We start from the raw sequence: 21,091 nt of genomic DNA on the forward strand, positions 1-21,091 counted from the left end.
TGGTCTGACGGGTCGTTTCTGCAGGCTCCACTCCTGGTCTGACGGGTCGTTTCTGCAGGCTCCACTCCTGGTGGCCTAGTCTCACCGACGTGGATCGAACTCCGTTGCCGCCTCGGGTGAAGGGATGGGACGTCGCCGTCTCGGTGACTGCTCTCGTGTTCACGGTGATGCTCGGCGGGGTGGCATTGCTGGTCGGGGTGTTCTCGCTGGCGTTTCTCGATCACTGCCCTCCGGAGACGTGCAGTGCCGACGGGGCGGTCACCGCCGTCGGAGCAACACTGGGGGCGGCGGGGCTCGTCGGCGTCGCGGGCCTGGTGACGACTCTCGTTCGCCTGGCTCGCGGACGCACTGCGTGGCCGTTCGCCGTCGGCACCCTCGTCGTGTGCATGCTCACCTGTATGGCGGGCGTCGTCGGATACGCAGCGGCCGTCGGAGCTTGAGGGGCGAGGCTTTCTGTCGGTGGGCAGGTGCAGGATGTCGAGTCATGAACAAGGTCCTGCGGGCGACGCTGGCTAGTGCGGTCGTCATCACCACCGTCATCGGTATTGCGTCGTTCGTTCTCAGTTTCGCTGCGCTGTGGGACCTGGCGACCATGGCGGGTGTTCCACGAAGCCTGTCCTGGCTGTGGCCCGTCATCGTGGACGGCACGATTCTGCAGGCCACCATTTCGGTGATCGCTCTCGCCCAGTTCGAGGATCAACGCAGTGGTCGACGCTTCTTCTGGGCGGTGTTGGTCACGGCCGCTCTCGTCAGCATCGGGGCAAACGCCATGCACGCCTTCATTTCCGGTGCAGGCACATTGCATCCGGCGCTGTCGGCGACCATCGCCACCGTTGCGCCGGTCAGCTTGCTCGCCGCCACCCACGGCCTGGGCATTCTGGTCAGGGTGCCGTCGGGCACCGTGGTGACGGTCGACCAGATTCCCGACGCCCCCACGCCCGACGCCCCCGCGCCCGAGGCCGTCGAAACCGGTGCCGGCATCGAAGACCCTCGCGAGATCACCCGGCCGACCGGACCTATCGTCGAGACCGTTCCGGACATGCCGTCCGCTCGGCCCACGCAACGAGTACAGCCGGAGACCACAGACGTCGATCCGCTCGTCGACGTGGACCGATGGGTTCTCGACGACGACCGCGTCGAGGATCTCTACCCGGTCGATGCGCCCTGAGCAGGCACGAGGCAGTGAGCTCCGATGGACCGGCGCAGTCCGTGGCACCATCGAGAGGATGACCGACGTGACGCCGCTACAGCCAGGCCCCGGGCAGGAGTCGGTGTGGGACTACCCTCGCCCTCCGCGTCTGGAGCATTCGAACCGATTGATCACCGTCAGGTTCGGGGGAATCCTCGTCGCCGAGACCAGGGAGGCGTGGCGAGTCCTCGAAACGAGCCATCCCCCGACGTGGTACATCCCGCGCGACGACGTCGCCGCAGATGCCCTGAGGCCGTCGGCGGCACGGTCCACCCACTGCGAATGGAAGGGCGCGGCGACGTACTGGGATGTCGTCTGTGGTGACGCGGTCAGCGAAGGCGCGGCGTGGAGCTACGAGACTCCGACCGAGCAATTTCTGCCCATCACAGGGCATCTCGCGTTCTCGCCCAGTCGCTTGGAGTGCGAGGTCGACGGTGAACGCGCCACCCCGCAGGAAGGTGGGTTCTACGAAGGCTGGATCACCAGCGATGTCGTCGGCCCGTTCAAGGGGATTCCGGGCAGCTGGGGCTGGTGAACTACTGCCGCCGGAACCGCTCGTGGTGAACGGCGTCGGACAGGGGACGGCGATGGCGCCAGCCGAAGCGCTCGAGGTCGGGGACCTCCTGGAATTCGCTGACCGGTCCCACGCACAGCCACGCTATGGGCCGCACCGGGGACGGTATGTCGAGTAGTTCGGTGAGGAACTGCTCCTGGTAGAACGAGACCCAGCCGACTCCAATTCTTTCCGACACCGCTGCGAGCCAGAGGTTCTGGATGGCGAGTACCGCGGAGAACAATCCGGTGTCGTCGACGGTTGCGCGGCCGAGGATGTGTGTGCCGCCGCGCTCCGGGTCGTAGGTGACGACGACCCCTGTGCGGCTCGATTCGATTCCCTCGATGCGGATCGGGTCGAACGTCGCGCGCCTGTCCGCAGGCAGCGATTCGGCGAACGCCACTCGTTCGGCGGCAACGTGCTTCGCGAACGCGGCAAGGGTGTCCGGTGACTGCACGATCACGAAGTCCCACGGCTGAGTGTTGCCCACGCTGGGCGCATGGTGCGCGGCGTCGAGAATTCGGTGCAGCATGGCATCGTCGATGCACGTTCCGTCGAACTCGGCGCGGACGTCACGCCTCGACCGGATGGCCGTGTGAACGGACATGTGTTCCCCGGCGCCGTTGCCGAAAGTCATGATGTTTGCACCTCTCCACCGATTCTCTGTTCGAGTGCAGCGACCACCGCGGGTATGTCGGCGGCCGGCACAGGACGGCCCAGATGGAAGCCCTGAGCGTGGTCGCAGCGAAGTTCCTTCAACGCCAGGAGCGTCTGCTCGTCCTCGACCCCCTCGGCTACGACGGTGAGCCCGAGTGTCCGGGCGAGGTCGATCGTGGAACGAACGATGACCTGGTGTGCGACGACCGATGTCATGTCGGCGACGAAGACCTTGTCGATTTTCAGTTGCTGCACGGGCAGGGTCTGCAGGTACGCGAGCGAGCTGTACCCGGTGCCGTAATCGTCGATGACGAGCGTGACGCCGAGATCGCGCAGCTGGTTCAGGGTTTCGATCGCCCCTGGCGGGTCCGTCATCGACGACGTCTCGGTGATCTCGATCGCGAGTGTCGACGGGTCGAGGTGCGAGGTGTCCAGTACTCGCGCAACCTGCTCGACGAGTGTGGTGTCCAACAGGTTTCGGGTCGAGATGTTGACCGACACGGTCAGGTCGATGCCGTCTTCGCTCCATGCGTGCCGTTGGGTGGCGACCTCGGTGAGCACGTAGTCGAGTAGCGGTCTGATCAGGCCGGTGCGCTCCGCCACGGGAAGGAATGCCGCGGGTTCGACGAGACCGCGTTCCGGATGGTTCCATCGCAGGAGGGCTTCGACACCGATCGCCCTCATCGTCGTCAGGTCGACCTGCACTTGATAGTAGATAGCGAGATGTCGTTGCTCGATGGCGTTTCCCAGCTCGCTGAGCAGTGACAGCTGGGCGCTGTTGTCGCGGTCCATCGAACTGTCGTACACGGCAATACGTGGCTGCACTGTTTTTGCGTATTGTGTTGCGCGATAGGCCTGTTTGGCCAATCCTTCGGTGGTGGCCGAGACGTCGGATCGAGTCCTGTTCGCCGACAGGGCAATGCCGATGCTGACTTCCACGAGCAGCGTGGCCGGGCCGACGGTAACGGGCTGATTCAGTGACGCATGCAGGCGCCCGGCGACACTGACGGCGTCCGATCGCTCGGCGTGCAGGACCACGGCGAACTCGTCGGCCCCGACTCGACCGATCACGCCGACTCGACCGATCGAAGCGCCGAGCCGAATCGCAACCGCGCGCAGCACGTCGTCACCGATACCGTGGCCGAAGGTGTCGTTGATCTCGTGGAACCGGTCGACGTCGATGATCAGGAACGCCAGTGGCGTGTCGCGGCGACTGTCGTGGGACATCCATTTCTCGACGCCGATGCGATTGGACAAGCCGGTGAGTTGGTCCGTCTCGGCGACGCTGCGCAGTGCACGCGTCTGTCGTGCCAGAAGCAGGAGCAGCTCGGACACGCGGATGAACACGAGGACGACGAGAACGGTGGCGCATGCCACGACGCCCCAGCCCCATTCCGCGACCGGTTCGCCGCGGATCAAGAGGATGGCCATGGCTGCGGGCGCGGTGAGAGTAGCGGCAGTGACGACCACGACGGTGGGGAAGCTGAACGAGGCAGCCGCTGTGTCCGCCGGGCCTCGTCGCGGTTTCGGCGACGCGAGAGTGCACACCGACGGGTGCAGAGCGGCCGTTCCGACCAGGAGGTAGAAGGCGAGATACCCGGCGTCGGTCACGCCCGTACCTATTCCGACGAACGAAGTGGAGGTCGCTTCGGCGGCGAGATCGGCTGCCAGCACGACGAGTACGGCGACGGTGAGCAGACGATAGGAGGCGCTCCGCCACTGCGGTGCGCCGACGAAGTGAACGAGCAGACCGAGCAGGTACACATCCATCGCCGGATAGGCGACGGCCAGCACTCCTTCGGCGGTGGACACGTCGACCGAATCGGGACGTACGACGAACACCCACAGCAACAGACCGAACGCGATCATCACGATGGCACTGTTGGCCACGTGACCGAGTTGGCCTCGACGCCAGCCCCGGTGGACCAGAAGGTAGAGCCCCGATGCGAGAACGGGGTATCCGGCGAGATAGATGATGTCGACGACGGTGATGGCGGGGGGCGAGTCCGCCGTCGCCAGAGCGAACGCCGTCGCGTCACCCAGGGCCCAGAGTCCGCTCCCGATCGCGATCAGAATCCACCCGGACATCGATGCGGGCCGGTTCACTGCAACGCCGACGACGACTGCGGCGACGGACGCGACGGAGACGGCCACGAAGAGCGTGTTCGAGGGAGTGCCCGCCGGCATCGACAGGTACACGGCGCAGGCGACGATGCCGAACGCGGGGAACAGCCACCATTTCACCAGGGTGCGTCCTTCCCTGCGTCCTGTACCTGCGCTCGGCCGACGTGATTCACTCTAGGTGACCGGGCGCTCGTCGGTTGGCAAGACCGGCAGGCGCGAGCGGGCCGTTTTGCTAGGTAAGGCTTAGCTGGGTTAGCTTTGCTTGCGTGTTCAACAAAGCTATCGTTCGCGCCACCTCCGCTGTGGCAGTACTCGCCCTCGCCGCCGGTTGCTCGACCACTTCCGGGAACGAACCGAAATCCACCGAATCCTGGAATTACACAACCGCATTCGGCAACACCGTGACGGCGGATTCACCGCCGGACACGATCGTCGTCGACGCGTACAGTGCTGCCGCGCTATGGGACTACGGCATCCGCCCGGACGGTGTGTTCGGATTCGGACTGGCCGACGGATCCGCGCTCGGCACTGCCGAAGCCGATCGGATGACCGTCATCGGCACCGACTCGGTGTTCGACACCGAAGCAGCTGCAGCGCTGGATCCCGACGTGATCATCGGGTACGCGAAGAAGACTGCGCCGCAGTCCTGGACGTGGTGGGACGCCGCACAGGCCGAGCAGATCGCCGCTGTGGCACCGTTTCTCGGAGTCGACGTCAGTCTGTCGATCGACGAGTCGCTCGACCAGTACCGATCCATCGCCGAGGCTCTCGGCGCCGACGTCGACAGCCCCGAGATCGCGGCGGACCGTGAGGACTTCGAGGCGGCGAAGCAGCGGGTGAAGGACGCGGTGTCGGCCAAGCCGGGGCTGACGGTCATGCCCCTGAACGTCGACACCGACGGTATCTACATCGGCACCGAGAACCTCGTCGTACTGAAACTACTGCGCGAGCTCGGTCTGACCCTCGCCGGCCCGGAAGCCGACGGCCCGTGGTCGACGGTGAGCTGGGAGAACGTGCCGCAGTACCCGGCCGACATCGTCCTCGAATACCCGGCGAGCAAACCGATCCTCGCCGACTCGGTGATCTACCGGTCTCTGCCCGCAGTAGCGGCCGGCCAGGTCCTCGACTGGGACGACAAGCGCCCCAACACCTACGCCGAGTACGCCGACTGGCTCCGGCAGCTGGCGGAGTCCATCGAGAGCGCGAACAAGCTCACCTGAACCTGCGGACGCATAATCCATGGCGTCGGCGACGAGTTCGGATTACCGTCACGGTTCGTGATCACGTTCCGACGCGTCGTCGACGCGGACTTCCCGCTGATCGGGCAGTGGCTGTCGCATCCCCACGTTGCGCGGTGGTGGAATCAGGACTCCTCCGTCGCCGCGGTGGAACGAGACTTCGGTCCCGTGGCGCGCGGCGAGGAGCCTGCGCAGGATCTGCTGGCCTTCGAGGACGGCGCGCCGTTCGCGCTGGTTCAACGCTGCAGATGGGCCGACTACCCCGAAGACCTCGCGGCGATCGCCGCGTACATCGACATGCCGCCCGAGGCCACCACGATCGACTACCTCATCGGTGAGGTGTCCGAGATCCATCGAGGCCGAGGAACGCGACTGATCGCGGCGTTCGCGGAGGACACCTTCCGGGCCTATCCCTCGTCGAACAGCATCATCGTTCCGGTCGTCGCGGGCAACCGTCAGTCGTGGCGAGCGTTGGAGAAGGCCGGGTTTCGCCGTATCGGCGAAGCGCAGCTGGACGCGGACAATCCGATCGACCCACCACTGCACTACGTGCAGCGCCTGGACCGCGTCTGACGGACGACGACGCCGGGAGCACAATCTCCTCATGGAGATTGCTGTCCTGCTCGTCGTGCTCGCGATCGGTGTCCTCGCGGTCGCGGCACTCGCCGAACGACTCGACGTCCCGGCGCCCCTGCTGCTGATTCTCGTGGGGGCTGCGGCGTCGTACGTTCCCGGAGTCCCCGAGATCCACCTCGAACCGGAGGTGGTGCTTCTCGGACTGCTGCCGCCGCTGCTGTACGCCACGGCAATTCAATCGTCGTTGGTCGACTTCAATGCCAACCGACGGTCGATCCTGCTGCTGTCGATCGTTCTGGTGATCGCGACGACCTTCGGCATCGGTGCCGTCGTACATGCACTCCTCCCCGGCATCTCGTGGCCGGCGGCGTTGGCAATGGGTGCCGTCGTCGCGCCTCCGGACGCCGTCGCAGCCACTGCGATCGGCCGCCGCATCGGACTGCCTCGTCGCGTCGTCACCATTCTCGAAGGGGAGTCCCTGCTCAACGACGCCACCGCGTTGGTCGCGCTGAGCACGGCGATCTTCGCCCTCGGACATTCGGTCCACGTCGGTCGGGTCGGACTGGACTTCCTCGTGGCCGCAGGCGGGGGCGTGGCCATCGGTCTGGTGACCTTCGTGATCGTCGCGAAACTGCGTCGGCGATTGACCAATCCTGTTCTCGACACCGCCATTTCGTTCATCGTCCCGTTCGCCGCGTACCTTCTCGCCGAGGAGGTGCACGCGTCGGGTGTGCTCGCCGTCGTCGTCGCCGGGCTTCTGCTGGGGCACAAGGCGCCCATTCTGCAGTCCGCGCAGTCTCGAATCGCCGAGCGAATCAACTGGCGAACCATCGCCTACATCCTCGAGAACGCCGTCTTCCTGTTGATCGGTCTGCAAGCGTCGTGGCTGCTCCGCGACGTCGGGACCAGTGCTCTGCCCGCGACGACGATCATTGCCGTCTGCGCCGCGACACTCGTCGGCGTCATCGCGATCCGCATGGTGTGGGTGTTCGTCGCGCGCTTCGCGCTGATTCACCCCGGCGCCGACGCGTCGACCGGTGTGGTCCCGTCCTGGCGCTACACGCTCCTGATCGGGTGGGCCGGCATGCGCGGAGTGGTGACGCTGGCCGCCGCGTTCGTGATCCCGTTGGGGACCGAGTACCGCGAAATCCTGCTGTTGATCGCATTCACCGTGGTGGCAGGAACCCTGTTCGTGCAGGGCCTCACGTTGCCGGTCCTCGCTCGTCTGTTGAAGGTGCCGTCGCCGGACCCGATGGACGACGCGTTGGCGCGGGCGACCCTGCTGCAGCAGGCGTCGAAGGCCGGGGAGAAGGCACTGGACGACCTCGAGTACGACGACCCGCACGGAGTGGAAGCCCTGGTCCGCCAACGCGTCGAGCAGCGGAATTTCTCGGCGTGGGAACGGCTGGGTACCACCGCCGAACAGGAGACCCCGAGCGAGCTGTACGCGCGGGTTCGCCTGACGATGATCGAGGCCGAGCGCGCGCGGATACTGGAGATCAGAAGCACCGGCACCGTCCCGTCCGAGGTGGTCGGCGAGGTTCTCGCCATGCTCGACGTCGAGGAGTCGATGATCGACATCGCGGGTGAGGACCGCAGCGAGATCAAGGTGTCCAATGCGCGGCGCGTCCATCCCGGGGCGGGGTGCGAGGAACTGGACCGATACCCGGTGGCGGAGAACGTGTCCGACGGTACGTGCCATGAATGCATCCGCGAGGGGACGGAATGGGTCGCCCTTCGGCAATGCCTCGAATGCGGCAACGTCGCCTGCTGCGACTCGTCGCCCAAGCGACATGCGACGGCGCACTTCCATGCCACGACGCACCCCGTCATGGAGTCCGCCGAACCAGGCGAGAACTGGCGCTGGTGCTACATCCACCACGTCACCGCCTGAGTAAATCCGCACATGTCGGACCGGCGTGCGAACATATGTTCGTGATCATGCATGCCGATCTCGACTCGTTCTACGCGTCGGTCGAGCAGAGGGACGACCCGCGCCTGAGAGGACGACCTGTCCTCGTGGGCGGCGGTGTCGTGCTCGCGGCAAGCTACGAGGCGAAGGCCTTCGGAGTGCGTACCCCGATGAGTGGGTCGCAGGCCAGGGCACTGTGCCGCGACGCCGTCGTCGTTCCTCCCCGGATGGACGCCTACATCGAGGCGAGCAAGGCCGTCTTCGAGATCTTCCGCGACACCACCCCGCTCGTCGAGGGGATCTCGGTGGACGAGGCGTTTCTCGACGTCACCGGTCTGGGAAAGATCCGCGGCACTCCGGTGCAGGTGGCGCAGCGGCTCAGACGCGAGGTCAAGGAGAAGGTAGGGCTGCCCATCACGGTCGGCATCGCGAGCACCAAGTTCCTCGCGAAGGTCGCCAGCGCAGTCGGCAAGCCCGACGGCCTCCTGCTCGTCGAGCCGGGACGTGAGCTCGAGTTCCTGCACCCTCTGAAGATCGAGCTGTTGTGGGGCGTGGGGAAGGTGACGGCGGAGAAGCTGCATGCCTTCGACATCGTGACCGTCGGTGACATCGCCGCGCAGTCCGAGGCGTCGATCGTGTCGATTCTGGGGAAGGGCGCGGGGCATCACCTGTACTCGTTGGCCAACAACCGCGATCCCCGACGCGTGCAGACCTACCGTGGACGCAGCTCGATCGGCGCCCAGCATGCACTCGGGCGTGGTCCGACGTCACCGAAGGACGTCGAGGCCTCGCTCATCGCTCTGGTGGACCGCGTGACGCAGCGGATGCGTGCCGCCGAGCGGACCGGCCGCACGGTCGTTCTGCGGCTCCGGTTCGCGGACTTCACCAAGATCACGCGCTCGCACACCCTGAACCGGGCAACAGCGGACACTCGGGACATTCTCGATGCCGCCCTCGCGTTGCTGCATGATGCTGCGCCTCTGATCGCCGATCAGGGCATCACACTGGTCGGGGTGACCGTCGCGAACATCGAGCGCACGGGCGCCGAGCAGCTCGAGCTGCAGTTCGATGCGCCACCGCGCAGCGGGGTGCAGGACGCACCGAGCGCATCGGCGTTGGACATCGCTCTCGACGGCGTGCACAGTAAGTTCGGGAAGAAGGCACTGACCCGAGGGGTGTTGCTGGGCCGCGACTCCGGACTGTCCGTGCCGCTACTTCCGGATTGACACCGTCAGCCGGAAATCCTTCGGCATCAGCGTCAGCCGCTCCTCGACCTTCAGGCGATACGTCGGATCTGCCTGGAAATCGAAGTGCTGCAGCAACGTACCGAGTACGAGGACGGCCTCGTGGATCGCGAACTGTCTTCCGATGCAGGCACGTTCGCCGGTGCCCCAGGGCTTGTAGACGTGGCCCGGGCGTGAGCGCACCTCGGCCGAGACGAAGCGATCGGGATCGAAGACTTCGGGGTTCTCACCCCAGACCGGGTCGCGATGCAACCCGGGAATCAGCACGAACGCCCAATCGCCCTGCTTCATCTCGTGTACACCGCCGATGACGGTATCCTCCCGGGCTTCCCGCGCGAAGGCAGGTGCTGTCGGCCACAGCCGCAGGGTCTCGTCCAGTACTCGCCGGACGTAGCGCAGCTTGGGTACCTGCTCGAACGACGGTGCTTCACCGCCCCAGACTTCGTCGACCTCCGCGCGTGCGGCGTCCAGTACGTGCGGATTGTTCGCGAGGTAGTAGAGGGCGAACGACAATGCCCCCGAGGTGGTCTCGTGGCCTGCGATCAGAAAGGTCAGTATCTGCTGGCGAATGTTCACTTCGCTCAGCGCATTCGGGTTCCCGGAATCCCGCGCGGCGTCCAGCATGATCTCGAGCAGATCTGCATGGGCGCCCGGGTCGGAACGTTCGTCGCGGCGGGTGCGCACGATGTCGTCGAGGACCTGTTCGAGGTAACGCTGATTCGCGAGGTTGCGCCGGTCGGCTTTCTTGAAGACGAGGTTCGCCAACCAGGGGATGGGAACGATTTCGCGACGCTGATTGTGCGAGAGCACCCCGACCATCGCGTCGACGAAGGGGTGGGGCTTGCTTCGGCTGAAGGAATCGAAACCGTAGCTGAACCCGGTGCGCCCGATGGTGTCCAGCGTCAGCTTCGTCATGTCCGAGGAGACGTCGACGGAGGTCTGCGAACGCCAGTGTGCCGCAAGCTCGGACGCGACAGTGAGCATGATGTCGTGGTATCCGCGCATGGCGCTTTGAGCGAACGCGGGGCGCAGGAGGTCGTGTGCCTTCTGCCAATTCGGTTCGTGAGAATAGGCAGTGAACAGTCCGTCACCGCCGACGGACCTGAGACCTTCGATCGCAGGGGACACGTGCTTGACGAATCTGGACTCGTCGCACAGTTCCCCCGCGAGGTCGGCGCCGGAGACGAGCACGTAGCGGCGACCGAGGACTACCCGCTCGAAGATCGGGCCGAGCCGGGCGGCGAGTGCCATCGAGTCCTGGACCGGCCTCGACGCGTGGGCGCCGACGACGTCGCCCAGGACGGGCAGGCGTCGGGGCGGGTGGGGGAGCGCTGCGCTGCGTACTCCGACGTCGACGACCATGTGCGACCTCTTCGCTCGTTACTGAACTCGGATACAACAGTGAACGTACTCGCTACTGAACTCGTGTCAAGTAGCATCCTGGGTGATGAACGGCGTTCGAAAACGACTCTCCCCTGACCTGCGGCGCGCGCAACTACTCGACATCGGGTCGAAGCTGTTCGCCGACAGGCCCTACGACGAGGTGTGGATCGAGGAGGTCGCCGACCTCGCCGGAGTGTCGCGGGGCCTGATGTACCACTACTTCGCGTCGAAGCGGGATTTCTTCGCGGAGATCTTGAAGGTCGAGTCCGCGCGCATTCTCGACACGACCGCGCCGGACACGTCACTGCCGGTGGCGGATCAGGTCGCGGCCGGCCTCGACGCCTACATTCGCTACACCGTCGAGCACGAACACGGCGTCCGGGCCATCAACCGCGGTGCCATGCTGGGCGACGCGGAAATCCAGGCCATCCTCGCCGACGAACTGCAAGTGCAGCAGCAGCGGATTCTGGCCGCGCTGCCCGCCGAGATTCGCGAGGACGAGATCACCCGGACGGCACTGCGTGGCTGGGTGTCGTTCGTGCGTGCGGTCTGCATGGACTGGCTCGATCGCCGATCCATCAGCGAGGACGAGGTCAAGGCGCTGTGCCTGCGTGCACTCGACGGGCTGCTCAGGACGTGAAGACCGGCGGAAAAGTCTATCGTGGCTGGTATGTGCCGAAACATCACCACCCTGCGCGGGCTGGAACCGCACGCGACGGACGAGGAGATCGAGGCTGCGGCCCGGCAGTACGTCCGTAAGGTCAGTGGCGTTCAGAAGACGTCCGACGCCACCCGCGATGCATTCGAGCTCGCAGTTGCCGAGGTCACCGCGACCACTCATCGACTGCTCGACGCGCTTCCCGAGCGTCGCCAGCCGCCACCGACGGTTCCGCCGCTGCGTCGCCCGGAAGTTCAGGCGCGGATCGCAGCGAAAGCCGCCGGCTGATCGATATCAGCCGACCGCCGAGAGGTACTCGCTGTAGAACAGACCCATACCGAGTGCCGAGGCGATGGCTGCCATCAACCACAGCCGGATGATGACGGTGGTCTCCGGCCAACTCGCGAGCTCGAAGTGATGATGGATCGGTGCCATGCGGAAGACCCGAACACCGTTGGTGCGGAAGATCGCGACCTGGATGACGACGGACGCAGCCTCGACGACGAACAACGCGCCGATCGCAACGGCGAGCAGCTCGGTCTTGGTGACCACGGACAGACCCGCGAGCAGACCGCCGAGAGCGAGCGATCCCGTGTCACCCATGAAGATCTTCGCGGGCGCGGCGTTCCACCACAGGAAGCCGATGCACGCACCGGCCGCGGCGGCACAGACGATCGCGAGATCGAGAGGATCCCGCACGTCGTAACACCCGACGCGTGGGTCGGTGCTGCAGGACTGCCGGTACTGCCAGAACGTGACGACGGTGTAGGCCCCCAGGGCCAGCGCCATCGATCCCGCGGCGAGGCCGTCGAGCCCGTCGGTCAGATTCACCGCATTCGACCAGGCCACGACCAGGACACAAATGAAGCCAACGAACAACAGGGTCGGCATGTACACGATGGCGAAGTCGCGGACATAGGACAGGTTTCGGCTGCCGGGCGTCACTGCGTTGCTGTCCGGAAAGCGAAGGACGAGAAGCGCGAACACGACCGCAGCGCCGATCTGGCCGACGTACTTGGCGCGCGCGGTGAGTCCGAGGTTCCTCTTGTTTCGCAGGCTCGTGTAGTCGTCGACGAAACCGACGATGCCGAGGGCCGTCGTCAGACCCAGGACGAGCAAGGCCGACGCCGAAGGGCCCCCGCCGTCGTATGCGATGCCGACCACGTGCGCCCCGCCGTATCCGACCCACAGCGCGACGAGGATCGCGACGCCGCCCATCGTCGGTGTTCCGCGCTTCGACTGATGGCTCGCCGGTCCTTCCAGCCGAATCTCTTGGCCGAAGCCCTGCTTCGAGAACTGCCGGATCAGCATCGGGGTGAGCAGAATCGACACCGCGAGAGCTGTTCCTCCCGCGAAGAGAATCAAGATCACCGCGTGTCATCCCCCTGATCGTCTGGCTGCAGTTACTGCCCGGTTATCGGCCGAGTCAACGCGTGCTGTCCGGAGGAATCTCCGGAAGCCCCTCACTGGCACGCAATTTTTCGGCCATCGAGCTCAGTAGATTCTGTGACTCCTCGGACAGATCGAACGCACGCGCCGACAGACGCTTGAGGCCATAGCCTTCGAGCTGAGTCACCAACTCGAGGTCGTGATCGATCTTGCGCGCGTAGATGTCGTTGAAGAAGTAATCCGGCTTCACCTTGAAGAACCGGGCGAGTGCAGCAACGGTGTCGTTCGACGGATTCGTCCGCTGACCGGAACGCAGCTGCGAGATGTACGGCTTGGAGATCTGGTGGCCGTGCTCGGCGAGCGCATCGGCGACTTCTGCATTGGTGTGGGGCTTACGGCCAGGTGGATGCACCGTGTTGAACAGACTGTTCAACCGTGCCGCGAAGTCTGCAGGCATCGGGATCTACTCTCACCCTTCTCGGTATGACCGGGCCGTCTTCGACGCGGCCCGGAAACGATAACGAGTAGGTAACCACATTCCAGGCCGACTGGCTGTTTCGGCGCGACGAACGGTAGAACGTGTTGCTTTCGGATCGGACGACCGGAGAAATGCGGAGCCTGGCGCGGCCCCGCCATCGACCACGTCATTCGAACGATCGACGAGGCACGGGTTCGAGCGCAGGCCGTTTGCCGAGCGTTAACTGCTCACAGCGGATCGTGCTGCACGTGTTCCATCGGGGTGCCGACCTTCCGCAATGCGTAGAGCGTCGTCCGCACCATCGACGGCGAACCACAAATCTGGATCTGCCGGTCCGCCCACGAGCCGAACTGCGTGACGACCTTCCCGATGGACCCGTGCAGCCGATGATGCATGCCCCACGGCAGTTCCGGCGTCGGACCGGAATGCCACCACGGATTCTCGTCCTCCTCGGTCACCGGAACCACCGTCAACCACGGGTTGGACAGCGATAGCTGCCACAGGGTCTCGGCGTCGTACAGATCCCGGGGATACGTGCCCCCGACGAACAGGTGCACTCGCGGGTTGTGGCTGCGTCGAGCCATGTCCATCACCTGAGCACGGAGCGGCGCCAGGCCGGTGCCGCCTGCGATCATCAGCACGTCCTCGGCGATTCCTCGGTCGATCTGCAATCCACCCAAAGGAGGGCTGACGGCCCATCGATCGCCGACGACCGACTCGGTCACCATGGCGGGGGACACCCAACCGCCGGACACCCGCCGAACGTGAAACTCGATCTCGCCCTGCGGATTACACGGAATCGCCGGCGACAGGTACCGCCAGAGTTTGGGGCGTTGCGGAATCTGCACGCTCACGTACTGACCCGGGTAGTAGTGAATGCCCTCGTCCAGTTGGAGGCGAATGATCGCCAGATCGTCGAGCACCCGTTGATGCTCGACGATCGTGGCGCCCCAGTACGGGGGCAATTCGTCCGAGTCCGCCGCAACGGCCATGTTGTCGGTGACGAGCGCTAGCGTCCGATGCCAGGCGTCCTCGACTTCGTCCGTCCACACCTCGTTGCCGACGAAGTTGCGGAACGCCGAGATCAGGGCCGAGGCACCCGCTCGGAAGTGGGTGCCGTCGACGCCGTGCTTGCGGTGGTCTCGGCCAAGTTGCTGGAGGAACGACTCGACGCGCTCGTTCTTGTCGAGATTGTCGAAGATGTAGGCCAGCGCACGGACGAAATGGTCGCGTTGCTGGTCCATCGACGCCGGAAAGAACGCCCGGAACTCCGGATGGTCGACGAACAGCTGGGCGTAGAAGGACCGTGCGAGAAGTGCCGGACCGTTCTCAGCGGCCAGAACGGACTTGAAACCGGCACGAACCAGGGAGATCGCCCGTGCATCGAGCATCGATCATCCTCCGCCGCAGCTAGACGGTTCCAAAGTAGACCGCCCGAGGGTATCCCGATTACACACCACTGGCCACAGAAGAAAACTGAGAAAATCAGACTTGAGCGGAACAGACTCAAGTCTTGGTACGTTGTACCCACCGACATCAAATTTTCTCCCAGCAGAAAGCAGGTGACCGGTGGACAGTTTCACCCCCACCACGAAAACGCAGGCCGCACTCAGTGCCGCTCTGCAGGCCGCATCCGCGGCCGGAAACCCGGACATCCGTCCGGCGCATTTGTTGGTGGCGTTGCTCGATCAGACCGACGGCATCGCCTCCCCCCTGTTGAAGGCTGTCGGCGTCGATCCTGCGACTGTGCGCGGTGAAGCTCGCACCCTGGTCGATCGACTCCCGTCGGCAACCGGATCCACGACGACTCCGCAACTCGGTCGCGAAGCGCTGGCGGCCATCACGGCTGCGCAGAACCTCGCTACCGAACTCGACGACGAGTACGTCTCCACCGAGCACCTCATGGTCGGACTCGCGACGGGTGACAGCGACGTCGCCAAGCTCCTGACCGGCCACGGCGCCGGACCCAACGACCTGCGCGACGCCTTCCAGACTGTCCGCGGCAGCGCGCGCGTCACCAGCGCCGATCCCGAGAGCACCTACCAGGCGCTCGAGAAGTACAGCACCGACCTGACCGCCCGGGCCCGCGAAGGTCAGCTCGATCCGGTCATCGGCCGCGACACCGAAATTCGTCGTGTCGTACAGGTACTGTCCCGCCGCACCAAGAACAACCCGGTTCTCATCGGTGAGCCCGGCGTCGGCAAGACCGCCATCGTCGAAGGTCTCGCGCAGCGCATCATCGCCGGCGACGTGCCGGAAAGCTTGCGCGGCAAGACCGTCGTCTCGCTCGACCTCGGCTCGATGGTCGCCGGTGCGAAGTATCGCGGTGAATTCGAGGAGCGGCTCAAGGCCGTGCTCGACGACATCAAGAACTCGGCCGGCCAGGTCATCACCTTCATCGACGAGCTCCACACCATCGTCGGAGCTGGCGCGACCGGTGAGTCCGCGATGGACGCGGGCAACATGATCAAACCGATGCTCGCGCGCGGTGAACTGCGGCTCGTCGGTGCGACCACGTTGGAGGAGTACCGCAAGTACATCGAGAAGGACGCAGCGCTCGAGCGTCGATTCCAGCAGGTCTACGTCGGCGAACCGTCCGTCGAGGACACCGTCGGCATCCTGCGTGGGCTCAAGGAGCGCTACGAGGTGCACCACGGTGTGCGCATCACGGACTCCGCGCTCGTCTCCGCCGCCACACTGTCCGACCGCTACATCACGTCGAGGTTCCTGCCGGACAAGGCAATCGACCTGGTCGACGAGGCCGCGTCGCGTCTCCGCATGGAGATCGACTCGCGTCCCGTCGAAATCGACGAGGTCGAACGAGCCGTCCGGCGACTCGAGATCGAGGAGATGGCGCTCGAGAAGGAGACCGACGATGCGTCGAAGGCTCGTCTCGAGAAGCTGCGCGCGGAACTGGCCGACGGCCAGGAAAAGCTCAACCAGTTGAGCACCCGCTGGCAGAACGAGAAGAACGCCATCGATTCGGTTCGCGTCCTCAAGGAAGAACTCGAGAACCTGCGCGGTGAATCCGAGCGTGCCGAACGCGACGGAGATCTGGGAAAGGCAGCCGAACTTCGGTACGGCCGCATCCCGACGCTCGAGAAGGAGCTTGCCGAGAAGACACAGGCAACTCCGGCGCAGGACGACGTCATGCTCAAGGAAGAGGTCGGTCCGGACGATGTCGCCGACGTCGTCGCAGCCTGGACCGGCATTCCTGCAGGCCGCATGCTCGAGGGTGAAACCGCGAAGCTGCTGCGGATGGAAGACGAGTTGGGCAAGCGCGTCGTCGGGCAGAAGGACGCCGTGCAAGCGGTGTCCGACGCCGTCCGTCGTGCTCGCGCCGGCGTCGCCGATCCGAACCGTCCGACGGGCTCGTTCCTGTTCCTCGGTCCGACCGGTGTCGGCAAGACCGAACTCGCGAAAGCGTTGGCGGACTTCCTGTTCGACGACGAGCGCGCCATGGTCCGCATCGACATGAGCGAGTACAGCGAGAAGCACGCCGTAGCTCGACTCGTCGGCGCGCCTCCCGGCTACGTCGGCTACGAGGCAGGCGGTCAACTCACCGAAGCCGTCCGCAGGCGTCCGTACAGTGTCATCCTGTTCGACGAGGTCGAGAAGGCTCACCCCGATGTCTTCGACATCCTGTTGGCCGTGCTCGACGAAGGCAGGCTGACCGACGGGCAGGGACGCACGGTCGACTTCAGGAACACCATCTTGATCCTGACGTCGAACCTCGGTGCCGGGGGATCGAAGGACCAGGTCATGGATGCGGTCAGGCGCGCGTTCAAACCGGAGTTCGTCAACCGCCTCGACGACGTGGTGGTGTTCGACGCCCTGTCCGAAGATCAGCTGGAATCGATCGTCGACATCCAGCTCGGCTTCCTGGCCAAGCGCCTTGCAGCACGCAGACTGACGCTCGACGTGACGTCGCCGGCGAAGCTGTGGCTGGCAGCTCGGGGCTACGACCCGCTGTACGGCGCTCGTCCGCTGCGCAGGCTGATCCAGCAGGCGATCGGCGATCAGTTGGCAAAGCTGCTGCTCGCAGGAGACGTCCGCGACGGTGACGTCGTGCCGGTGAACGTATCGGCAGACGGCGACGCACTCGTACTGGGTTAGACCGAGTATTTCGCTCCACTCTTGCGCGATATTTGCGGGATTCCGTGAATATCGCGCAAGAGTGGAGCTCTGTGCACGCCTGGACGTTCGTCACCCGCGAGGTGCCGGACGTACCCTCGGTGTCATGAGTTATCCGGACGATCAGCGCGCGAGAGTGGAGCCCGCGGAAGGACCCCACGACCGGCCGTGGGAAGACGGCACCGCGAATCCGCCTCCGGATCGTCCCGAATCCGATTACGTCGCCGACGGCTGGCAGGCATATCCGGACACCCAGCCGTACCCGGATTCACAGCCCTATCAGCAGGCACAGCCCTATCAGCAGGCACAGCCCTATCAGCAGGCACAGCCCTATCAGCAGGCACAGCCCTACCAGGACCAGCCGACGCAGCAGTACGGATATCCCCAGCAGTACTCGCCGCAGCAGCAGTACCCAGCCCAGCAGCCCAACCCGACCCAGGTGTTTCCGGCGTACAACCCGAGGCAACACCAGGCTCCGCCCGAGTACGGCGAGTATCAGGCTCCGCCCGAGCCGAAGGGGCCGCGGCGGTGGATGTTCGCGCTGGTCGCCCTGGCCGCGCTGGCGGTCGTCGTGCTGGCAGGAATTCTCGTGTTGACCAATCAACGATCCGACACCGAAGACGTCGCGGTTCGGCCACCGACCAGCCTGGCCCCGATCCCCACGCTCCCACCGAGCCAGGCGCCCCTCGCGCCACCGTCGGCTCCCGGTGGACTCGTCCCGGGAGGTATCCCGGAAATTCTGGGGAACTCCGGCGCGGCGATCGGAAACATCACCGCCATCGACGGTCCGACTCTGACGATCCAGGGCATCGACGGCGCCCCCGTCACGGTTCTCGTCACCCCGCAGACGCAGGTCCTGTCCCTGTCCGGCTTCGACGCCTCCTCGCTGAAGGTCGGGTCGCTCGTCGTCGTGAACGGCAGCCCCATGGAGAACGGTGCCATCACGGCGGACATCATCGTGGAAACCCCCGACCTGGGCGGGTGAGCCATCACGAGGCCGAACCTCTGGACGCTATAAGCTGACCCTCGATGACGGCTATGTGGTTCGGACTTGCAGCGATCGCCCTCCTGGGTGCGGTCGCCCTTCTGTACATCGACCGTTCGCGCCGGGACCAGGTAGGCCGGGTACGGCAGATGTGGGCCAAGGCGCAGGGATACACGTACGAGGCGTCCGACGACGACATCGTGTTGCAGTTCCGTCGTGCTGCACTCGCCAAGCCCGAGCAGACCACTGCGGTGGACCTCGTGAGCGGAGTTCGACGTGGCGAGAAGTTCGTACTGTTCGACGTCGAGGAGACGTCGACGATCGTTGCAGTCCAACGACCCGTCGGATCCGACGTGGACATCGACCTTCGGTTGAAGTCGACGCCGCCTCCGCGCGACTCGGACATGGAGCTGCTCGGGTCTATCGGCCCCCGTGTCGTGTTCGCGACGAACATCGAAGTGGCGCGGCGCGTGTGCGATCAACGTATGGCTGCGTTCACCGAATCCGTTCCGGCCGGCCTGAACCTGCTGTGGAGCGAGAACGACTGGACACTCGGATCCTTGCCGCTCGGCAGCACCGGACGCGACTGGGACGCCGCCATCGACGCAGTGGCGCGACTGTCCGGGATGCTGCATGTACTCCCGCCCGTCAACAACCGACGTCCATCCGGTCCCGCTCGAACCAGCCCTCCGCAGCGCAGTCGACCCGAAACCACCGTCGGGCGCCAAAGCCCAGAACCCAGGCAGAACCCAGAAGCTAGGCAGAGCCCAGCGCCCAGGCAGAGCCCAGCACCCAGGCAGAGCTCCGAGCCTCGTCGGAGCCCGGAACCCCGCCAGAATCCGGAACCCCGGCAGGCGCGCCCCGAGGTGCGGCGTCCCGAGGTGCGGCGTCCCGAGCCGAGGCCGCCGCTGCGTTCCGGTCCCGTCATCCAACCGTCCGGACCCCGGCCACCGAGCCGTCCGACACCCATCACTCGCGACTCGGACCGCCGCCGCCAGGACTGATCCGCAGGACCGGACATTTGGCGGTGTGGGACTCCACAACACGTCGATCGCACCGTAGCCTTCAGTTTCATGACCGCCGAACCGATCGAACCAGCGTCCCCCCTCACCGTGCGCCCGGTTGCCCTCGTCACCGGACCGACGTCCGGTCTCGGCGCAGGATTCGCCACTCACCTCGCTGCTCGCGGCTACGACCTCGTGCTCGTTGCCAGGAACGAGGTGGGGCTGCGTTCGCTCGCGGACGACCTGCGCGTCCGCTTCGGAGCCGACTCGGAGATCATCCCGGCGGATCTGGCCACCCAGGCGGGACGGGACGTCGTCGCCGAGCGGCTGAGCCGGGGCGTCGAATTTCTCGTCAACAATGCAGGTTTCGGAACTTCGGGTGAGTTCTGGACAGCGGAACCCGAGCTGCTGCAGGCGCAGCTCGACGTCAACGTCACCGCGGTGATGCAGTTGACCCGAGCAGCGCTGCCGTCGATGGTTGCTGCCGCGAAAGGCACCGTGGTCAACGTGGCGAGTGTCGCGGGGATCCTGTCCGGCCGCGGATCGACGTACTCGGCGTCCAAGGCGTACGTCATCTCGTTCTCCGAAGGACTGTCCGGTGGCCTCGCCGGCACGGGTGTCCAGGTGCAGGCACTGTGCCCCGGGTTCGTGCGCACCGAGTTCCACCAGCGCGCGGGCATCGAGATGTCCAGCATCCCGAAGTTCATGTGGCTGAACGTGGAACAGGTCGTGCGTGAATCCATGCGTGATCTGGGCAAGGGCAAAGTCATCAGTGTGCCGGGCGCGCAGTACAAGGTCCTGACGGCGCTCGGCACCAAGGTCCCCAAGAGTGCTGTGCGGAAGCTGACGAATCTGGTCGGTCGAGGTCGCGGCCGAACCTAGGCGACTTCGGCGCGTATGGGCGAGCCTCCGAGCGCGATTCGAGTATCACCGTTAAATTCAGACCTTGTGACTGTTTTCGTGATCGTGGCGATCCTCGTACTTGCAGTTCTCGCCTACGCGGCGAGCGTCGAGCGTCGGGTGCGGCGTTATCGGTCGAACACGGCCGCGAGCAGGCAGCTGGTGACCGTGGAGCTCGAGCGTCGCTACGTTCAGCTGGAGCCGTTCATCGCGGCCGTCGAATCGTCCGGCCTGGACCAGGATCTGGTTCGTCAGCTCGTCGGCGCGAGGTCGTGGTCCAAGGCGGTACGAGACAAGAACCTCGGTCTTCAGGCACAGGCAGCCGCCGAGAACGCGCTGTCGGCGGCGGTGCACGCAGTGCTGTCCGAGTCCGACACCCACCCCAAGTTGCGATCCAACTGGGCTTTCCAAGGCCCCGCCGGCGACCTGGAAACAACGGAGAAGCGCATCGCCGGCGCAGTGCGCGTGTACAACGACAACGCGTACGCGTTGGCGGAGCTACGCAGGTCGTTCGCGACCAAGCCCATGGCCACCGCACTCAAGGTCGTTCCGCCCGAGCCGTTCGTCGAGCACGTCGACCTCGTCGCCGACGAAAAGCCGGAGGACGTGCCCGCATGAGCCTGCGGGATTCCGGCCGGTAGATTCATCGACTGAATCGATCGAAGGG

Annotated in this window: 20 protein-coding genes; 14 read left to right on the forward strand and 6 right to left on the reverse strand. The window is 65.3% G+C overall.

Going from position 1 to position 21,091, the window contains the following annotated elements:
* Positions 1–116: 116 nt before the first annotated feature.
* Genes CH289_RS12585 through CH289_RS12595 form a run of 3 tightly spaced genes read left to right on the forward strand, consistent with a single transcriptional unit; the run spans position 117 to position 1,724 of the window.
* Positions 117–440 (forward strand): hypothetical protein, encoded by a 324-nt coding sequence (locus tag CH289_RS12585; protein WP_094727994.1) that lies wholly within the window; start codon positions 117–119, stop codon positions 438–440.
* A 44-nt stretch (positions 441–484) separates the two neighbouring features.
* The gene (locus CH289_RS12590) at positions 485–1,168 is read left to right on the forward strand and encodes a DUF2637 domain-containing protein (RefSeq protein ID WP_094727995.1); all 684 of its coding nucleotides are present in this window, start codon (positions 485–487) and stop codon (positions 1,166–1,168) included.
* A 58-nt stretch (positions 1,169–1,226) separates the two neighbouring features.
* Positions 1,227–1,724, forward strand: a complete 498-nt coding sequence (locus CH289_RS12595; RefSeq protein WP_026347429.1) for a DUF427 domain-containing protein — start codon at positions 1,227–1,229, stop codon at positions 1,722–1,724.
* A gap of 1 nt (position 1,725) precedes the next feature.
* Here CH289_RS12595 and bluB read toward each other — a convergent pair whose 3' ends face one another.
* Positions 1,726–2,349 carry a 5,6-dimethylbenzimidazole synthase gene (bluB, locus tag CH289_RS12600; RefSeq protein ID WP_179276799.1) on the reverse strand — a complete coding sequence of 208 codons (624 nt, stop codon included), beginning with the start codon at positions 2,347–2,349 and terminating at the stop codon, positions 1,726–1,728.
* A gap of 26 nt (positions 2,350–2,375) precedes the next feature.
* Positions 2,376–4,643, reverse strand: coding sequence for a putative bifunctional diguanylate cyclase/phosphodiesterase (locus tag CH289_RS12605; RefSeq protein WP_037183020.1), 2,268 nt, complete (start codon positions 4,641–4,643; stop codon positions 2,376–2,378).
* Between the two features lie 146 nt (positions 4,644–4,789).
* On the opposite strand from CH289_RS12605, the gene CH289_RS12610 reads away from it, so the two are divergent.
* The 4 genes from CH289_RS12610 to dinB are packed head-to-tail and all read left to right on the forward strand — an operon-like array spanning position 4,790 to position 9,475.
* Positions 4,790–5,743 carry an ABC transporter substrate-binding protein gene (locus tag CH289_RS12610; protein WP_230594315.1) on the forward strand — a complete coding sequence of 318 codons (954 nt, stop codon included), beginning with the start codon at positions 4,790–4,792 and terminating at the stop codon, positions 5,741–5,743.
* Between the two features lie 57 nt (positions 5,744–5,800).
* Positions 5,801–6,334, forward strand: a complete 534-nt coding sequence (locus CH289_RS12615; protein WP_019663109.1) for a GNAT family N-acetyltransferase — start codon at positions 5,801–5,803, stop codon at positions 6,332–6,334.
* 31 nt (positions 6,335–6,365) lie between these two features.
* Positions 6,366–8,231, forward strand: a complete 1,866-nt coding sequence (locus CH289_RS12620) for a Na+/H+ antiporter (protein ID WP_094727997.1) — start codon at positions 6,366–6,368, stop codon at positions 8,229–8,231.
* 35 nt (positions 8,232–8,266) lie between these two features.
* Complete coding sequence (gene dinB, locus CH289_RS12625; RefSeq protein WP_094727998.1) at positions 8,267–9,475, forward strand: DNA polymerase IV; 1,209 nt, start codon at positions 8,267–8,269, stop codon at positions 9,473–9,475.
* Here dinB and CH289_RS12630 read toward each other — a convergent pair.
* Complete coding sequence (locus tag CH289_RS12630) at positions 9,461–10,855, reverse strand: cytochrome P450 (protein WP_037143432.1); 1,395 nt, start codon at positions 10,853–10,855, stop codon at positions 9,461–9,463. The two genes, dinB and CH289_RS12630, sit on opposite strands and share 15 nt — an antisense overlap.
* Before the next feature lie 85 nt (positions 10,856–10,940).
* Here CH289_RS12630 and CH289_RS12635 point away from each other — a divergent pair, with 85 nt between their 5' ends.
* Both CH289_RS12635 and CH289_RS12640 read left to right on the forward strand, forming a co-directional pair.
* The gene (locus tag CH289_RS12635) at positions 10,941–11,516 is read left to right on the forward strand and encodes a TetR/AcrR family transcriptional regulator (protein ID WP_094727999.1); all 576 of its coding nucleotides are present in this window, start codon (positions 10,941–10,943) and stop codon (positions 11,514–11,516) included.
* Positions 11,517–11,546: 30 nt separating this feature from the next.
* On the forward strand, positions 11,547–11,822 hold the full coding sequence (locus tag CH289_RS12640) for a DUF2277 domain-containing protein (RefSeq protein ID WP_019663114.1): 276 nt from the start codon (positions 11,547–11,549) through the stop codon (positions 11,820–11,822).
* A 6-nt stretch (positions 11,823–11,828) separates the two neighbouring features.
* On the opposite strand, the gene mraY is transcribed toward CH289_RS12640, so the two are convergent.
* The 3 genes from mraY to CH289_RS12655 form a co-directional block, all read right to left on the reverse strand.
* Entirely contained in the window at positions 11,829–12,905 is a 1,077-nt protein-coding gene (gene mraY, locus CH289_RS12645; protein WP_019663115.1) for a phospho-N-acetylmuramoyl-pentapeptide-transferase, read from the reverse strand.
* A gap of 55 nt (positions 12,906–12,960) precedes the next feature.
* On the reverse strand, positions 12,961–13,380 hold the full coding sequence (locus CH289_RS12650) for a helix-turn-helix domain-containing protein (RefSeq protein WP_019663116.1): 420 nt from the start codon (positions 13,378–13,380) through the stop codon (positions 12,961–12,963).
* Between the two features lie 248 nt (positions 13,381–13,628).
* Positions 13,629–14,792: a globin domain-containing protein gene (locus CH289_RS12655; protein ID WP_019663117.1), complete on the reverse strand. Its 1,164-nt coding sequence runs from the start codon at positions 14,790–14,792 to the stop codon at positions 13,629–13,631.
* Positions 14,793–14,970: 178 nt separating this feature from the next.
* On the opposite strand from CH289_RS12655, the gene clpB reads away from it, so the two are divergent.
* The 5 genes from clpB (at position 14,971) to CH289_RS12680 (ending at position 21,042) form a co-directional block, all read left to right on the forward strand.
* Positions 14,971–17,517, forward strand: a complete 2,547-nt coding sequence (clpB, locus tag CH289_RS12660; protein WP_020110893.1) for an ATP-dependent chaperone ClpB — start codon at positions 14,971–14,973, stop codon at positions 17,515–17,517.
* A 124-nt stretch (positions 17,518–17,641) separates the two neighbouring features.
* Positions 17,642–18,520 (forward strand): DUF5666 domain-containing protein, encoded by an 879-nt coding sequence (locus CH289_RS12665; RefSeq protein WP_256977175.1) that lies wholly within the window; start codon positions 17,642–17,644, stop codon positions 18,518–18,520.
* A gap of 53 nt (positions 18,521–18,573) precedes the next feature.
* Positions 18,574–19,524 carry a type III secretion system chaperone family protein gene (locus tag CH289_RS12670; RefSeq protein ID WP_094728001.1) on the forward strand — a complete coding sequence of 317 codons (951 nt, stop codon included), beginning with the start codon at positions 18,574–18,576 and terminating at the stop codon, positions 19,522–19,524.
* A 69-nt stretch (positions 19,525–19,593) separates the two neighbouring features.
* Complete coding sequence (locus tag CH289_RS12675; protein ID WP_019663121.1) at positions 19,594–20,406, forward strand: SDR family NAD(P)-dependent oxidoreductase; 813 nt, start codon at positions 19,594–19,596, stop codon at positions 20,404–20,406.
* A 66-nt stretch (positions 20,407–20,472) separates the two neighbouring features.
* Positions 20,473–21,042 carry a LemA family protein gene (locus CH289_RS12680; RefSeq protein WP_094728002.1) on the forward strand — a complete coding sequence of 190 codons (570 nt, stop codon included), beginning with the start codon at positions 20,473–20,475 and terminating at the stop codon, positions 21,040–21,042.
* Positions 21,043–21,091: the final 49 nt, after the last annotated feature.

The sequence above is a fragment of the Rhodococcus sp. RS1C4 genome, assembly GCF_002258225.1.
In the GTDB taxonomy this organism is placed as follows: domain Bacteria; phylum Actinomycetota; class Actinomycetes; order Mycobacteriales; family Mycobacteriaceae; genus Rhodococcoides; species Rhodococcoides fascians_E.

Bases quoted from the DNA above. Each gene is read 5' to 3' on its own strand.
- CH289_RS12590 (WP_094727995.1), top strand. From the start codon at position 485: ATGAACAAGGTCCTGCGGGCGACGCTGGCTAGTGCGGTCGTCATCACC.
- CH289_RS12595 (WP_026347429.1), top strand. From the start codon at position 1,227: ATGACCGACGTGACGCCGCTACAGCCAGGCCCCGGGCAGGAGTCGGTG.
- bluB (WP_179276799.1), bottom strand. From the start codon at position 2,349: ATGTCCGTTCACACGGCCATCCGGTCGAGGCGTGACGTCCGCGCCGAG.
- CH289_RS12620 (WP_094727997.1), top strand. From the start codon at position 6,366: ATGGAGATTGCTGTCCTGCTCGTCGTGCTCGCGATCGGTGTCCTCGCG.
- dinB (WP_094727998.1), top strand. From the start codon at position 8,267: ATGTTCGTGATCATGCATGCCGATCTCGACTCGTTCTACGCGTCGGTC.
- CH289_RS12630 (WP_037143432.1), bottom strand. From the start codon at position 10,855: ATGGTCGTCGACGTCGGAGTACGCAGCGCAGCGCTCCCCCACCCGCCC.
- CH289_RS12635 (WP_094727999.1), top strand. From the start codon at position 10,941: ATGAACGGCGTTCGAAAACGACTCTCCCCTGACCTGCGGCGCGCGCAA.
- CH289_RS12640 (WP_019663114.1), top strand. From the start codon at position 11,547: ATGTGCCGAAACATCACCACCCTGCGCGGGCTGGAACCGCACGCGACG.
- CH289_RS12650 (WP_019663116.1), bottom strand. From the start codon at position 13,380: ATGCCTGCAGACTTCGCGGCACGGTTGAACAGTCTGTTCAACACGGTG.
- CH289_RS12655 (WP_019663117.1), bottom strand. From the start codon at position 14,792: ATGCTCGATGCACGGGCGATCTCCCTGGTTCGTGCCGGTTTCAAGTCC.
- CH289_RS12665 (WP_256977175.1), top strand. From the start codon at position 17,642: ATGAGTTATCCGGACGATCAGCGCGCGAGAGTGGAGCCCGCGGAAGGA.
- CH289_RS12670 (WP_094728001.1), top strand. From the start codon at position 18,574: ATGTGGTTCGGACTTGCAGCGATCGCCCTCCTGGGTGCGGTCGCCCTT.
- CH289_RS12675 (WP_019663121.1), top strand. From the start codon at position 19,594: ATGACCGCCGAACCGATCGAACCAGCGTCCCCCCTCACCGTGCGCCCG.